The following is a 14,055-nucleotide window of genomic DNA, read 5'->3' as shown; positions in this document are numbered from 1 at the left end:
GCTGCGTTGTCGGACTCATCCAAGTACGTCCAGTACGAGGATGCCCTCCCCCAGCCTTCGGCCGGGGGCACCCCCACCGCCTTGCGATTGCACGCACCGGACGCCGCACGCCCCGCCCTGCGGGCGGACGGCGCTATTTGTCAGACACGACCTAGTCTGCTGAGTCAGGAGTTCTGTTCAGATATGTAGGCTTGCCTCATGGCGCGGACGGGGCGGCCGAAGGCCGAGTTGAGACTGTCGGATGAGGAGCGGGCTGCACTCGAGGGGTGGGTGCGGCGTCGTTCCACGCCGCAGGCGTGGGCCTTGCGGTGTCGGATCATCCTGGCGTGTGCCGAGGGTGCCTCGAACAAGGATGTGGCGGCCCGGCTGGGTTCCACGCCTCATGCGGTGGGCCGTTGGCGGTCCCGCTTTGTGCAGTACCGGATCGCCGGCCTGGGTGACATGCCGCGTCCGGGCGGACCCAGGACGGTGACGGACGAGCAGGTCGCCGCGGTGGTCACGAAAACACTGGAGTCCACGCCGAAGAACGCAACACACTGGTCGACTCGGTCGATGGCGAAGGAGGTGGGCCTGTCGCAGTCGTCGGTGTCACGGATCTGGCGGGCGTTCGGACTGCAGCCGCATCGGTCGGAGACCTTCAAACTGTCAACCGATCCGTACTTCGTCGACAAGGTCCACGACGTCGTGGGGCTTTACCTGGACCCGCCCGAGCGGGCGTTGGTGTTCTGCGTGGATGAGAAATCGCAGATCCAGGCCCTGGACAGGTCCCAGCCCGTGCTGCCGATGATGCCCGGGGTTCCCGAGCGGGCGACCCACGACTACGTCCGCTCCGGGACCACCACACTGTTCGCGGCCCTGGAGGTCGCCACCGGCAAAGTCATCGGCTCGCTGCACCGCCGACACCGCGCCGAGGAGTTCAAGAAGTTCCTGGTCAAGCTCGACAAGGAAGTGCCCGCCGGCCTGGATGTCCACCTGATCTGCGACAACTACGCCACCCACAAGACACCCGCCATCAAGAAGTGGCTGCTGGCCCATCCCCGGTTCCACCTGCACTTCACACCGACGGGCTCATCCTGGCTCAACCTCGTCGAGCGATGGTTCGCCGAACTCACCAACAAGCAGATACGGCGAGGCGTCCACAGATCCGTCCAAGCCCTGGAGAAGGACATCCGCAACTGGATCGCAGCCTGGAACACCGACCCGAAGCCCTACGTCTGGACCAAGACAGCCGACGAGATCCTCGAACGCCTTGCCTCATATCTGAACAGAATTCCCGACTCAGAAGACTAGGCCCCGATCGAGGTCAGCAGCTTCCGCAGCAGTCCCGCCAGCTGCTCCGCCTCCTCCTCGTCGAGCGCCGATTCCAGCGCCTCGCGCTGCGCCGCGAGTCCCGCCTCCACGGCCTCGTCCACCAGCGCCCGGCCCCGGTCGCTGAGGGTCACCCGAAGTCCGCGCCGGTCGTGCGGGTCGGGGCTGCGGCTGAGCAGTCCGGCCCGCTCCAGGCGGTCCAGGCGCCCGGTCATGCCGCCCGTCGTCAGCATCAGCGTCGCCGACAGCTGGCGCGGTGAGAGCGTGTACGGCTCTCCCGAGCGCCGCAGTGTCGCGAGTACGTCGAACTCGCCGCGCGCGATGCCGAAGGGCTTGTAGGCCTTGTCGATGCGCAGCGCCATCGCGCTCGACAGTCGGTAGATCCGCCCGAAGACGGCCATCGGAACCGTGTCCAGTTCGGGGCGCACGGCGGCCCACTGCGCGGTGATGGCGTCCACGGGGTCCGGGGTCGAGGTCATGGGAGCAGTCTCGCCGTTCCAGTTACTGACAAGCAAGTAGCTTGTTAGTAAGTAGCTTATTGCTAAGCTACTTACTGCCGAGCTACTCCTTCGCGGCCGTCCGTGAGGGACTCGCATCCGTCCATGGGGGAACCGTCATGCCGTCGCGCAAAGCCGCCGTCGTCGCCGTCACCGCGCTCGCCCCGATCTCCTGGGGTTCCACCTACGCCGTCACCACCGAGTTCCTGCCGCCCGACCGTCCCCTCTTCACCGGGCTGATGCGCGCCCTCCCCGCCGGACTCGCTCTGCTCGCGCTCACCCGGGCGCTGCCGCGCGGAGCGTGGTGGTGGAGGTCGGCGGTCCTCGGCGCGCTCAACATCGGAGCCTTCTTCCCGCTGCTGTTCCTCGCCGCGTACCGGCTGCCCGGCGGGGTCGCCGCGGTCGTCGGCTCGGTCGGGCCGCTCTTCGTCATCGCTCTCGCGGCGCTGCTGCTGGGCGACCGGCCGGGCCTGCGGGGGCTGCTGGCCGCCGTCGCGGCGGCCTTCGGCGTGAGTCTCGTCGTCCTCAAGGCCGGCGCCGCACTGGACCTGGTCGGCGTCCTCGCCGGACTCGCGTCCTCCGTCTCGATGTCCGCCGGGACGGTGCTCACCAAGCGCTGGGGCCGCCCCGAGGGGGCGGGGCCGCTCGTCATGACCGGCTGGCAGCTCACCGCGGGCGGGCTGCTGATCGCGCCGGTCGCGTTCCTGGTCGAGGGCCCACCGCCGACGCTCGACGGCCGCGCCGTCGCCGGCTACGTCTATCTCGCGCTCGCCAACACCGCCGTCGGCTACTGGCTCTGGTTCCGCGGTATCGGGCGGCTCACCGCCACCTCCGTCACGCTTCTCGGTCCGCTCTCCCCGGTCACCGCGGCGGTCATCGGCTGGGCGGCGCTCGGTCAGGGGCTGACGGCGGAGCAACTGCTCGGCATGGCGATCGCGGTCGCCGCCACGGTCGCCGGACAGGTCGCGCCCTCCAGATCGTTCAGTCTCACTGAAGAGAATCCTCGGCGAGATTCGATGGACCTGACTGTTCGGGCGGTGCGACGGTAGGTCCCCGAGTGCCGGGCGGACGGGTCCGGAACCCGCCGCCCGCCCCGCACTCAGGGAACGCCCGTGCGGACAGGGTCACAGCCCGCCGGTGAACAGCAACTGGTTCGGGGAACCCCTGGAGATGTTCCGCACCGCGCTCTTCGTCGACTGCGCGATGATCCAGTCCGACACCGCCCGGGCACCTGCCGTGGGATGGGCCGCCTTGTAGAGCGCGGCGACCCCCGCCACGTGCGGGGCGGCCATCGACGTACCGTTCTTCGTCGTGGTGCCGCCGCCCATCAGCGCCGAGACGATGTCACTGCCGGGTGCGTAGAGCGCGAGGCACTCGCCGTAGTTGCTGTAGTCGGTCTCCGAGTCCGCCGAGTCGGTCGCGCCGACCGTCATGACGTCCGACGCGCTCGCGGGCGAGATGTCGCAGGCGTCCTCCGCGGAGTTGCCGGCCGCGATGACCGGCAGGACACCACTGGCGAAGACGGTGTTGGCGGCGTCGTTGGCGGCGACGGACGTGGAGCCGCCGAGCGAGGCGTTCAGAACGGCGGGCTGACGGGCGTTCTTCGCGACCCAGTCGAGGCCCGCGATGATCCCGGACCAGGCCCCTTCGCCCTCACAGTTCAGCACCCGGACGCTGACGAGGGTGGCCTCCGGCGCCACCCCGTACGTCGCCCCGGCGGCCGTGCCCGCCACATGGGTGCCGTGGCCTTCGCAGTCCCGTCCCTGGCGGCCGTCGCCGATCGCGTCGAACCCGAACACGGCGCGCCCGCCGAACTCGCTGTGCGCGTAGTCGATTCCGGTGTCGACGATGTAGATCGTGGCGCCCTTGCCCTTGCCGACGGTCGTGTACTGCCCGTCGAGCGGCAGGGCGCGCTGGTCCGCACGGTCCAGCCCCCAGCTGGCGGCCGGGACCACCCGGCGGGACCGGAGGTCGTCGTCCTGGACGCCGGGTCGCCCGCCCGGGCTCCGGAGGTCGTCCTGGACGTCGTGCGCGGAGACCCTGGCGTCCTCCTCCACCGCCGCGACCCCGGGCATGAGCCGCATCGCCTCCAGCTGGGTCGGGTTCAGCGTCGCGGAGAACCCGTGCATGGCCCGGTTGTACGTGTACCGGGGCTTCACGCCGGCCTCCCGGGCGACGGCGGCCGGCTCGGTGCCCGTCTTCAGCGAGACGATGTACCGGCCCTTGACCGGCTCGGCCGACCGGTGCAGCGGGGCGGGCGTCGGACCGTCCGTGCCACTCTCCGCGGCGGCCCCGGGTGCGGCCACGGACACGGCGAGCAGCAGAGCGGCGGCCGCGCAGCGCGCGAACAGTCGCATGGATACTCCCATCGGATCGATGATGATCATGTCGCCGCTCTTTTCGACCGGGCCGCGCCGCTGCTTGAGCCCTTGTCAGCCGATCGCCCGACCCGGTGGCCGATCTCCCCGATCCCGCGGTCACCCGAACGGACGCAGGGCAGGGTCGTTTCGTCATCAATGACAACTTTGCTTTCCCTTGGTGGGGTTGCGTCGATCGTTAGGACAGTCTCGCGGGCACAGGCGGTGTCCCGCGCTTTGGCGTGACGCTCAAGTCACGTACCTCCCGGCCCGGTTCACCGACTCCTCACACAGCACGAAAGGCACCAGAATGAGGATGAACGGCCTCCTGCGCCGGGGCACCCGGTTACTGACCGCGACGGTGGCGGCGTGCGGAATCGTGGCGACGGCCACCTCCGCCGCGACGGCCGACGAGCAGCCGACCCGTGAGCTGCTCAGGGCGGACTGCGAATCGGGCCTGGGCAAGTGCACCTTCAACTCGCCCCAGCTCGGCGAGGCCTATCTCGGCGGGTTCCGTCAGGTCTCCGACTCGCTCTACAACTGCAGCAGCTCGGACGCCACTCAGTCGATGACCTGGAGCGACACCGTGGGTTCCACGGATTCGCTCGGCGTCTCGGTCACCGCGGGCGGCAAGATCGCGGGCATCGTCGACCTGAGCGTGACCGCGACCTACAGCCACAGCTGGACCAGCACGCATGCGGAGAGCAGCTCGCTCAACATGACGGTGAAGCCCGGTGAGGTGGGCTGGATCTCCCGCGCACAGGTGATGCAGCAGGTCTCCGGCACATGGCAGACCCACTACGACAGCCCCAAGTGGGACCACTACTACTGGTTCTTCGACGACACCATCACCGGCCCGGCCGCGAACGGCACGGACGGCAAGAGCAACGCGGTGGTCGTCAAGAGCCGCACGATGACCCCGGCGGAGAAGAAGTCCTGCTCCGCCGGGGCCCATGCGGGCAGGACCTTCGTCCAGCACCGCTGATCCACCGCCCGGGCTGATCCATCGCTCGGGCCGGAGCACCGCTCGGCTGCTGGGCTGCTCGGGCCGGCGCACCGCTGGGCTGCTCCACCGCCGGCCGTTCCACGGCTCACCGAGGTGCGACCAGGTCCCCTGCCCCGCCCTTCCTGGACGATGGGGCAGGGGGCTCACCCTCCCGCGAGCACCTTGCGCAGCACGTCCGCGAACTCCTCGGGCTGCCCGAGGAAGCCGCCGTGGTCACCGGGGAACCGGACCGGTGGCGTGCCGAGCAGCTCGGCCAGTGCCGTGGAGGTGCGGTACGTGACGAGGCCGCCCGAAGTGGCGCCGACGCCCACGACGACGCGGGCCGGGCCGGTCCTCAGCGCGGCGACGTCGGGGAGGTGGCGAGCCGTGCCGCGAAGCTCGTGGGCGAAGAAGCGGGCGCTGTTGGCGAGGTCCTGCTCCGAGGGTTCTCCCGGCGGCGGCGTCGGGGCACCGTCGCCACCGAGATCGAATCCGGCGTTGGTCATGAACTTCATCCATGCGGGCCCCGGCCCGTCCCGGTGGAAGGTCTCGACGATGTCGTCGGTCGCGGCACGCTGTGCGGCGGCGTCGGGGAGCAGCTCCAGCACGGGAGGTTCGTGCGCGACGAGCGTACGCACCCGCCCCGGGTGCCGCGTGACGAGCGCCAGGCCCGTCACCGCGCCGCCGCTGCTTCCGAAGACGTCGGCGGACTCGGCCCCGAGGGCGTCCAGCAGTGCGGCGACGTCGTCGGCCCGCAGCTCGGGGGTGGAGTCCTGCCCGGGATCGTCGAGGAGGCTTCCGGAGATGCCCCGGGGGTCGTGCGTGACGACGGTGTGGTCACCTGCCAGCGCGTCCGCCAGCGGCGCGAAGGCCCCGGCGTCCATCGGCGCCCCCATGACCAGGAGCAGCGGCCCCTCGCCGCGGACCTCGTAGTGCAGTCGTCCGCCCGGTACGGCGAGGGTGTGGGTGGTTGTCATGGTCGGTGGTCCTTCCACGCGGGGTCGGGTCGCGGTGACAGCAGTGAAGACCACGGCCGGGGCCGGAACTCATCGCCCCGCGGACCGGTAGGTTGCGGCTCATGGCCGAGTGGGACAGGTGGGACGTCAAGAAGCTGCAGATCCTGCGCACGCTGCGGGACCGCGGCACGGTGACCGCGACCGCGGAGACGCTGCGGATGACGCCCTCGGCCGTGTCGCAGCAGCTGACGAACCTCGCCAGGCAGCTCGGCGTACAACTGCTGGAGGCGCACGGGCGGCGGGTGCGGCTCACGGACGCGGCGCATCTGGTGCTGCGGCATGCGGAGGCGGTGTTCGCGCAGTTGGAGCGTGCCGATGCCGAACTGGCCGGGTATCTGCAGGGCGAGGCGGGGGAGGTGCGCGTCGGGGCGTTCTCGACCGCCGTGCCGGCGCTCGTCGTGCCCGCGGTGCAGCGGCTGCGGACCGACCGTCCGGCGCTGGAGGTACGGGTACGGGAGGCCGAGGCGGCCGAGGCGTACGAGCTGCTGTCCGCCGGGGACGTGGACCTCGCCCTGTCGCTGGCCGCGCACGCGCCGACCGCGCGGGATCCGAGGTTCACCCGCGTACCGCTGCTCGCCGATCCGCTGGACGTGGCCCTGCCGGCCGGGCATCCGAGGGCCGCCGAGCCCGGCCTGCGGCTCGCCGACCTGTCGGGGGAGCCGTGGATCTTCGGAGGCAGCGGGCCCTGGTCCGAGATCACGCTCACCGCGTGCGAGGCGGCCGGGTTCGTGCCCGAGCAGGCGCACTCCGCGTCCGGGTGGACCGCGATCCTCGCGATGGTGGAGGCGGGGATGGGGGTCGCGCTCGTGCCGCGGATGGCGGCGGCGGAGCGCCGAAGCGGCGTCGTGATGCGGGTGCTCAGCGCCGACCAGCCGCGCAGGCACGTCGTGGCGGCGGTGCGCCGGGGCGCGGAGGAGGGCGCCGGGGTGGCGCACGTACTGGAGGCGCTGCGAGCGGTCGTGGCGGGCCGGACCAGAGACCTTTCAGATCTGCTGAAGTGATTGTGCGAAAACATTCGATGGACCTGGGAGGTCGTGCGGGGCCACAGTCGGTGCCATGACAACCGACCCGCACGCCAACGACGCCGCCCCCTACCCGGGCGGCGACCCCTACGCCGACTACCGCTCCGGGGACTTCCCCTTCACCACGCTCGTCGATCTCGCCGACCGCCGACTGGGCGCGGGAGTCATCGCCGCGAACGACGAGTTCTTCGCCGAGCGCGAGAACCTGCTCGTGCGAGAGCCCGCCGTCTTCGACCCGGAACGGTTCGGGCACAAGGGCAAGATCATGGACGGCTGGGAGACCCGGCGCCGCCGCGGCACGGGCCCCGGATCGCCGTTCCCGTCCGCCGACGACCACGACTGGGCCATCGTGCGCCTCGGCGCAGCCGGCGTGATCCGCGGCGTCGTGGTCGACACGGCGCACTTCCGGGGCAACTACCCGCAGAAGGTGTCCCTCCAGGCCACCGTCGCCGAAGGGGCCCCGGGTCCCGGGGATCTCCTCGCGGAAGACGTGAAGTGGGAGGAGCTCCTCCCGCCCACTCCCGTCCGTGGCCACGCGGCCAACGGCTTCGAGATCACCTCCGAGCGCCGCTGGACCCACATCCGGCTCTGCCAGCACCCCGACGGCGGCATCGCCCGGCTCCGCGTGCACGGCGAGGTCGTGCCGGACCCCGCGTGGCTGGAACTGCTCGGGATCATCGACCTCGCCTCCGTACTCAACGGCGGGGTGTGCGAGGACGCTTCGGACAGGTTCTACTCGTCACCGACGCAGATCATCCTGCCCGGTACCTCCCGCAAGATGGACGACGGCTGGGAGAACCGCCGCCGGCGGGTCCGCGACACCAACGACTGGGTACGGTTCCGGCTCGCCGCGCAGGGCGTCGTCCGGGCCGTCGAGATCGACACGGCGTATCTCAAGGGCAACGCGGCCGGCTGGATCGCCCTCAGCGGCCGCGACGGCGAGACCGGTGACTGGTTCGAGCTCCTCCCGCGCACCCGCCTCCAGCCGGACACCCCGCACCGCTTCCCGCTCGCGACGCCCGCGGTCGCGACGCATGTACGGCTGGATGCGTTTCCGGACGGCGGCGTGGCGCGGATGCGGGTGCACGGGGAGCCGACCGCGCGAGGCCTCGGTGAACTGCGCAGTCTGTACGCGGGTTTGACGGCGTAACGGATGAGGTGGCCCCCCTCCCCGCCGCCGGGCAGCCCGGCGGCGGAGAGGGGGGAGTGCTCACGATGCCTCCGGAGTTACGGCTAGGGAGTGCAGATAGCGCATCAGCGCCATCAGGACGTCTCTGCTGGAGTCGCGGCGCCGCGCGTCGCAGACGAGTATCGGCACCGACGCGGGCAGATCGAGGGCTCCGCGCAGCTCCTCGACGGGGTGGTCGGGCGCGCCGGGGAAGGAGTTGATGGCCACCACGAACGGAACGCCGCGTTCCTCCAGCCGGCCGATCACGTCGAAGCTGACCTCGAGCCGGCGGGTGTCGACCAGCACCACGGCACCCAGCGCCCCCTCGAACAGGCCGCGCCACAGGAACCAGAACCGTTCCTGCCCCGGTGTCCCGAAGAGATAGAGCACCAGTTCCTTGTTGATGCTGATCCGGCCGAAGTCCATCGCCACCGTGGTCGCGGTCTTGCGCTCCACGCCCACCGTGTCGTCGACGCCGACCCCGGCCTGGGTCATCGTCTCCTCGGTGGTCAGCGGACGGATCTCGCTCACCGAGCCGACCAGGGTCGTCTTGCCGACTCCGAACCCGCCCACGATGACCACTTTGACGGCGGCGGTTGCGGTGTCCGGCAGTACATCCTCGCGCCGGGGCCCCGCAGGCTGCTCAGAGCTTTTGAAGTCCATCGATCACTGCCTCAATCAAAGCGCGGTCGGGGAGTTGGGAGGGCGCCACGGGTGCGCGTGCCAGCACCTGCTTCTCGGCCAGCAGGTCGCTGAGCAGTACGGTGACGACGCTCACCGGCAGCCCGGTGTACGCCGAGATCTCCGCCACCGAGAGCGGCGCGTCGCACATCCGGATGATCGCGGCCTTCTCCGGCTGGATCCCGGGTCTGGGCACGGACCTGGCCACGATCAGCGTGACCAGGTCGAGTCGGGTGGGGGCGGAAGAGCCACTGCGCCCGCCCGTGATGACGTAGAGGCGCTCGGGGCTGGCGTCCTCCCAGCCCCGGTCCCCGTTGCTCACCTGGCCTGCTCGTCATGGCGCGGCGGACTGCTGAGATGTGCTCCGATCCGGATCACCAGGTCCCGCATCCGCTGCCCCATCAGCCCGGCGTCCACTCCCTCGTCGGCGAGCACCGCGAGGAAGGCCCCGGCACCGGCCGCCATCAGATAGAAGAAGCCACCGTCCATCTCGATGACGACCAGGCGCATCCTGCCCTCACTGTGCGGCAGTTCGGCGCCCACGGCGCCCGCGAGGCTCTGCAGTCCCGCACAGGCGGCGGCCAGCCGGTCCGCGGTGTCGTTGTCCGCGCCGTACTGGGCCATGCGCAGCCCGTCCGAGGACAGCACGACCACGTTCCGGGTCTGCGGAACTCCCTCCGCGAGGTCCTTGAGCATCCAGTCCATGTTGGCCCGCTGCTGAATCACTGCTGGTTCCCCTTGTTTGCCGATGCCGAGGAGGCGTCGCCGTCCTGTGTCGTCTCACCGGACAGGCCGCTCTGGAAGGCAGCCAGCCAGATGCCGGGCTCCACCTGCGGCGCCGTCTCCGGTTCGGCTGCGGTCGGAGCGGGGGTGGGTGGCGCGGTGACCCGGTTCTTGCGGCGCCGCTGCGGCAGTCCGTTCTCGGTGCGCTCGGTCACCACGGGCAGCTCTTCCTCCTGCGGGTCCGCGGGCTGCGGTCCCGTGACGGGACGGGCGGGCTGCTGCCGCGGCAGCTGCGTGGCCGCACGGGGCCCCGAGGCGGTCCCGATGCCGTGCGCCAGGCCGGTGGCGGCCGAGGTGCTCGTGATCAGGTCCTGCGGGACGATGAGCACGGCCCGGACGCCGCCGTAGGCCGAGGAGCGCAGCGACACCTGGAAGTTGTACGCCTGGGACAGCCGGCCGACCACGGCCAGGCCCAGTCGCGGGGTCTCGCCCAGGTCGTTCAGGTCGATGCCCTGCTGTGCCTGGCGGAGCATGCGCTCGGCCCGCTTGCGGGCCTCCTCGCTCATGTTGACGCCACCGTCCTCGATCTCGACGGCGATGCCCGACTGCACCTCCACCGCGGTCAGATGGACCCGCGTGTGCGGCGGCGAGTAGCGGGTGGCGTTGTCCAGCAGCTCGGCCAGCGCGTGGATGAGCGGCTCCACGGCCAGGCCGACGACGGCGACCTCGGAGACCGAGTGGAGTTCCACGCGCTGGTAGTCGATGATCCGCGACATCGCGCCACGGAGCACGCTGTACAGGGGGACGGCCCGGCTCCACGTACGGCCGGGACGCGCCCCGCCGAGCACGGCGATGGAGTCGGCGAGCCGGCCGATCAGCGCCGTGCCGTGATCGAGCCGCAGCAGATCGCCGAAGACGTCCGGGGTCCGGCCGTGCCGGTCCTCCATCTCCCGCAGTTCCTGCGCCTGTTGGTGGACGATCGCCTGCACGCGCCGGGCGATGTTCACGAAGGCGCGCTGCGCCGACTCGCGCAGGTCCTCCTCGGCGGAGACCGCGTCGAGCACGGAACTCAGCACCGCCCGGTGCGCCGCGCGGAACTCGGGGGTCAGCCCCTCCTGGTGTCCGCCGGCCTGCTCCGCCGACCCGAGCCAGGCGAGGACGTCCTCGGGGAAGTCGCCCCGGCGCAGGCGCTCCATCATCTCCGGCAGGGCCACCTGGGCCAGCCGCACGGTCTCGGTTTCCTGGCGGACCAGCGCGTCCCGCTGCTCCGCCACCTTGTGGCGCAGTTCCTCGACGAGCCGGCCCCGTCGTGCGGCCTCACCGCAGGCCACGGCGACGGCGACGACGGCCGCTGCGCCGATCCAGGCCACCGGGACACGCGCCGACGAGGAGACCAGAGCCACGACCAGGACGGTGGCCGCAGCGGTCGCAAGGGCAGGCACCAGCCACAGGTACGACGACGTGGGCCGGGCCGTTCCGGGCGGCGATTCCTCTCGGATCATCAGCACCCTCAAAACATTGAAAGACGATCTTACGATGATGGCCGGGAGCATAACGGCTTGTGCCAAGGGAAGTTGACACAAGGTCACCCCATTCACCGGCGTGAGCGACCCCAAAAGCCGTCCGCCCGCCCAATGCGGGGCATTGGGCGGGCGAAAGGTTCCGGTCGTACCGGGGAATCAGGCCGTGGCGGCGTCCGCCTCCCGGGCCTTCAGCGCCCGCTCGACACCCGCGCGGGACTCCGAGACCAGCCGGCGCAGCGGCGCGCTCGGAGCGGCGGAATCCAGCCAGGCGTCCGTCGCGTCGATCGTCTCGGCGGACACCTGGAGCGTCGGGTAGAGACCGATCGCGATCTGCTGGGCGATCTCATGGCTGCGGGAGTCCCAGACGCCCTTGACCGCCGCGAAGTACTTCTCCGTGTACGGGGCGAGCAGCTCACGCTGGTCGGTCTGGACGAAGCCGCCGATGACGGCCTCCTGCACCGCGTTCGGCAGCTGGTCGGACTCGACGACCGACGCCCACGCCTCCGCCTTGGCCTCCGGCGTCGGACGGGCCGCCCGCGCCGTCGCCGCATGGCGCTCACCGGCGGCCGTGCGGTCCCGCTCCAGCTCGCCCGCGATGTCCTCGTCGTCGAGGACCCCGGTCGCCGCCAGCCGCTCCACGAACGCCCAGCGCAGCTCGGTGTCCACGACCAGGCCCTCGATCGTGTCCCGGCCCTCCAGCAGCGCCTGCAGCAGGTCGAGCTGCTGCGGGGTGCGCGCGGTCGCCGCGAACGCCCGCGCCCACGCCAGCTGGTGGTCGCTGCCGGGCTCCGCCGCGCGCAGGTGCGCCACTGTCGCGTCCGTCCACTGCGTCAGCCCCGCCTCGCGCCACTCCGGCGCCGCGTACAGGTCGATGGCCAGCTTGACCTGCCGCTGCAGCGACTGCACGACGCCGATGTCCGACTCCTTGCCGATGCCCGAGAGCACCAGCGACAGGTAGTCGCGCGTCGCCAGCTCGCCGTCGCGGGTCATGTCCCAGGCGGAGGCCCAGCACAGCGCGCGCGGCAGCGACTCGGCGAAGTCGCCCAGGTGCTCCGTGACCGCCTTCAGCGAGTCGTCGTCCAGGCGGACCTTCGCGTACGACAGGTCGTCGTCGTTGAGCAGCACGACCGCCGGGCGCTGCTTGCCCACCAGCTCCGGTACGGCGGTGAGTTCGCCGTCGACGTCCAGCTCGACCCGCTCGGTCCGTACGAGCGCGTCGCCCTGGAGCTCGTAGAAGCCGACCGCGATCCGGTGCGGCCGCAGCACCGGTTCGCCCTTCGCGCCCGAGGGCAGCGCCGGGGCCTCCTGCTTGACCGCGAAGGAGGTGATCACCCCGGCCGCGTCGGTGTCGATCACCGGGCGCAGGATGTTGATACCGGCGGTTTCCAGCCATGCCTTCGACCAGGTCTTCAGATCGCGCCCGCTGGTCTCCTCCAGCGCGCCCAGCAGATCCGACAGCCGGGTGTTCCCGAAGGCGTGCTCCTTGAAGTAGGCCTGCACGCCCTGGAAGAACTCGTCCATGCCGACATAGGCGACGAGCTGCTTCAGCACCGACGCGCCCTTGGCGTACGTGATGCCGTCGAAGTTGACCAGGACGTCGTCCAGGTCCCGGATCTCGGCCATGATCGGGTGCGTGGAGGGCAGTTGGTCCTGCCGGTACGCCCAGGTCTTCATCGAGTTCGCGAACGTCGTCCACGAGTGGGGCCACTTCGAGCCCGGCGCGTACGCCTGGCAGGCGATCGACGTGTACGTGGCGAACGACTCGTTCAGCCACAGGTCGTTCCACCACTCCATGGTGACCAGGTCGCCGAACCACATGTGCGCCAGCTCGTGCAGGATGGTCTCGGCACGCGTCTCGTACGCCGCGTCCGTCACCTTCGAGCGGAACACGTACTGGTCGCGGATCGTCACCGCGCCCGCGTTCTCCATCGCACCCGCGTTGAACTCCGGCACGAAGAGCTGGTCGTACTTCGCGAACGGGTACGCGTAGTCGAACTTCTCCTGGAACCAGTCGAAGCCCTGCCGGGTGACCGCGAAGATCGCGTCCGCGTCCAGGTACTCGGCGAGCGACGGACGGCAGTAGATGCCCAGCGGGACGCTCTGCCCGTCCTTCTCGTACGAGCTGTGGACGGAGTGGTACGGGCCGACGATCAGCGCCGTGATGTACGAGGAGATCCGCGGCGTGGGGTCGAAGACCCACACGTTGTCCTTGGGCTCCGGCGTCGGCGAGTTGGAGACGACGGACCAGCCCTCGGGCGCCCTCACGGTGAACTGGAAGGTGGCCTTCAGGTCGGGCTGCTCGAAGCTCGCGAACACCCGGCGCGCGTCCGGCACCTCGAACTGGGTGTACAGATAGGTCTGCTGGTCGACGGGGTCGACGAACCGGTGCAGCCCCTCGCCCGTGTTGGTGTACGAGCAGTCCGCGACGACCCTCAGCTCGTTCGGGCCCTCGTGCAGATGGTGCAGCGCGATCCGTGAGTCCCGGAAGACCGCGGCCACGTCCAGCGACTTGCCGTTCAGCACGACCTCGTGCACCGCGGGTGCGACCAGGTCGATGAAGGTCTCCGCGCCGTGTTCCGCGGAGTCGAAGCGCACGGAGGTCACGGACCGGTAGGTGCCGCCCTCCTGCGCCCCGGTGAGATCGAGGTCGATCTCGTACGAGTCAACGGTGAGCAGGCGCGCCCGCGCCTGTGCCTCTTCGCGGGTCAGGTTTGTGCCAGGCACCCGGTCATCTCCTCGGTTGTTTCGTCCTCGGTATGCGACGTTTCGGGTCAT

The 14,055-nt window shown here is 70.6% G+C and carries 13 protein-coding genes; 5 read left to right on the top strand and 8 right to left on the bottom strand.

The window, feature by feature from the left end; genetic code table 11:
• Positions 1-198 precede the first annotated feature (198 nt).
• Entirely contained in the window at positions 199-1,290 is a 1,092-nt protein-coding gene (locus OG766_RS11950) for an IS630 family transposase (protein ID WP_328725084.1), read from the top strand.
• On the opposite strand, the gene OG766_RS11945 is transcribed toward OG766_RS11950, so the two are convergent.
• The gene (locus OG766_RS11945) at positions 1,287-1,787 is read right to left on the bottom strand and encodes a MarR family winged helix-turn-helix transcriptional regulator (RefSeq protein ID WP_266374172.1); all 501 of its coding nucleotides are present in this window, start codon (positions 1,785-1,787) and stop codon (positions 1,287-1,289) included. The two genes, OG766_RS11950 and OG766_RS11945, sit on opposite strands and share 4 nt — an antisense overlap.
• Before the next feature lie 137 nt (positions 1,788-1,924).
• Here OG766_RS11945 and OG766_RS11940 point away from each other — a divergent pair, with 137 nt between their 5' ends.
• On the top strand, positions 1,925-2,854 hold the full coding sequence (locus OG766_RS11940) for an EamA family transporter (protein WP_328725270.1): 930 nt from the start codon (positions 1,925-1,927) through the stop codon (positions 2,852-2,854).
• A 75-nt stretch (positions 2,855-2,929) separates the two neighbouring features.
• Here the strand turns inward: OG766_RS11940 and OG766_RS11935 are convergent, their stop codons facing one another.
• Positions 2,930-4,192: a S8 family peptidase gene (locus OG766_RS11935; protein WP_328725268.1), complete on the bottom strand. Its 1,263-nt coding sequence runs from the start codon at positions 4,190-4,192 to the stop codon at positions 2,930-2,932.
• Between the two features lie 286 nt (positions 4,193-4,478).
• On the opposite strand from OG766_RS11935, the gene OG766_RS11930 reads away from it, so the two are divergent.
• A complete protein-coding gene (locus OG766_RS11930) occupies positions 4,479-5,147 on the top strand; it encodes a hypothetical protein (protein WP_328725267.1) in 669 nt (222 codons plus the stop codon).
• Positions 5,148-5,311: 164 nt separating this feature from the next.
• On the opposite strand, the gene OG766_RS11925 is transcribed toward OG766_RS11930, so the two are convergent.
• A complete protein-coding gene (locus tag OG766_RS11925; protein WP_328725266.1) occupies positions 5,312-6,124 on the bottom strand; it encodes an alpha/beta fold hydrolase in 813 nt (270 codons plus the stop codon).
• Positions 6,125-6,225: 101 nt separating this feature from the next.
• Here OG766_RS11925 and OG766_RS11920 point away from each other — a divergent pair, with 101 nt between their 5' ends.
• Both OG766_RS11920 and alc read left to right on the top strand, forming a co-directional pair.
• Positions 6,226-7,164, top strand: coding sequence for a LysR family transcriptional regulator (locus tag OG766_RS11920; RefSeq protein WP_328725264.1), 939 nt, complete (start codon positions 6,226-6,228; stop codon positions 7,162-7,164).
• Between the two features lie 55 nt (positions 7,165-7,219).
• Positions 7,220-8,335, top strand: coding sequence for an allantoicase (gene alc / locus OG766_RS11915; RefSeq protein ID WP_328725263.1), 1,116 nt, complete (start codon positions 7,220-7,222; stop codon positions 8,333-8,335).
• A gap of 60 nt (positions 8,336-8,395) precedes the next feature.
• On the opposite strand, the gene OG766_RS11910 is transcribed toward alc, so the two are convergent.
• From OG766_RS11910 to pepN, 5 genes are all read right to left on the bottom strand, one after another.
• On the bottom strand, positions 8,396-9,016 hold the full coding sequence (locus OG766_RS11910; protein WP_266374182.1) for a GTP-binding protein: 621 nt from the start codon (positions 9,014-9,016) through the stop codon (positions 8,396-8,398).
• A complete protein-coding gene (locus tag OG766_RS11905; protein ID WP_266374184.1) occupies positions 8,997-9,356 on the bottom strand; it encodes a DUF742 domain-containing protein in 360 nt (119 codons plus the stop codon). Before OG766_RS11905 ends, OG766_RS11910 begins: the two co-directional genes overlap by 20 nt.
• Positions 9,353-9,739 carry a roadblock/LC7 domain-containing protein gene (locus OG766_RS11900; protein ID WP_385474467.1) on the bottom strand — a complete coding sequence of 129 codons (387 nt, stop codon included), beginning with the start codon at positions 9,737-9,739 and terminating at the stop codon, positions 9,353-9,355. The genes OG766_RS11905 and OG766_RS11900 overlap by 4 nt, the downstream gene beginning before the upstream one ends.
• Before the next feature lie 17 nt (positions 9,740-9,756).
• Positions 9,757-11,259, bottom strand: a complete 1,503-nt coding sequence (locus OG766_RS11895) for a sensor histidine kinase (protein WP_266374187.1) — start codon at positions 11,257-11,259, stop codon at positions 9,757-9,759.
• A 177-nt stretch (positions 11,260-11,436) separates the two neighbouring features.
• Positions 11,437-14,004, bottom strand: a complete 2,568-nt coding sequence (gene pepN, locus OG766_RS11890; protein ID WP_328725262.1) for an aminopeptidase N — start codon at positions 14,002-14,004, stop codon at positions 11,437-11,439.
• Positions 14,005-14,055: the final 51 nt, after the last annotated feature.

The organism is Streptomyces sp. NBC_00259, from assembly GCF_036181745.1.
Classification (GTDB): Bacteria; Actinomycetota; Actinomycetes; order Streptomycetales; family Streptomycetaceae; genus Streptomyces; species Streptomyces pratisoli.
Note: the sequence above shows the minus strand (reverse complement) of the source record. Positions and strands in the feature narration are given on the sequence as shown.

What these genes read in the sequence shown, in the direction of transcription:
- OG766_RS11950 (WP_328725084.1), top strand. Translation starts at nt 199, where the DNA reads ATGGCGCGGACGGGGCGGCCGAAGGCCGAGTTGAGACTGTCGGATGAG.
- OG766_RS11895 (WP_266374187.1), bottom strand. Translation starts at nt 11,259, where the DNA reads ATGATCCGAGAGGAATCGCCGCCCGGAACGGCCCGGCCCACGTCGTCG.
- OG766_RS11910 (WP_266374182.1), bottom strand. Translation starts at nt 9,016, where the DNA reads ATGGACTTCAAAAGCTCTGAGCAGCCTGCGGGGCCCCGGCGCGAGGAT.
- OG766_RS11930 (WP_328725267.1), top strand. Translation starts at nt 4,479, where the DNA reads ATGAACGGCCTCCTGCGCCGGGGCACCCGGTTACTGACCGCGACGGTG.
- OG766_RS11940 (WP_328725270.1), top strand. Translation starts at nt 1,925, where the DNA reads ATGCCGTCGCGCAAAGCCGCCGTCGTCGCCGTCACCGCGCTCGCCCCG.
- OG766_RS11945 (WP_266374172.1), bottom strand. Translation starts at nt 1,787, where the DNA reads ATGACCTCGACCCCGGACCCCGTGGACGCCATCACCGCGCAGTGGGCC.
- OG766_RS11925 (WP_328725266.1), bottom strand. Translation starts at nt 6,124, where the DNA reads ATGACAACCACCCACACCCTCGCCGTACCGGGCGGACGACTGCACTAC.
- OG766_RS11900 (WP_385474467.1), bottom strand. Translation starts at nt 9,739, where the DNA reads ATGGACTGGATGCTCAAGGACCTCGCGGAGGGAGTTCCGCAGACCCGG.
- OG766_RS11920 (WP_328725264.1), top strand. Translation starts at nt 6,226, where the DNA reads ATGGCCGAGTGGGACAGGTGGGACGTCAAGAAGCTGCAGATCCTGCGC.
- OG766_RS11935 (WP_328725268.1), bottom strand. Translation starts at nt 4,192, where the DNA reads ATGATCATCATCGATCCGATGGGAGTATCCATGCGACTGTTCGCGCGC.
- alc (WP_328725263.1), top strand. Translation starts at nt 7,220, where the DNA reads ATGACAACCGACCCGCACGCCAACGACGCCGCCCCCTACCCGGGCGGC.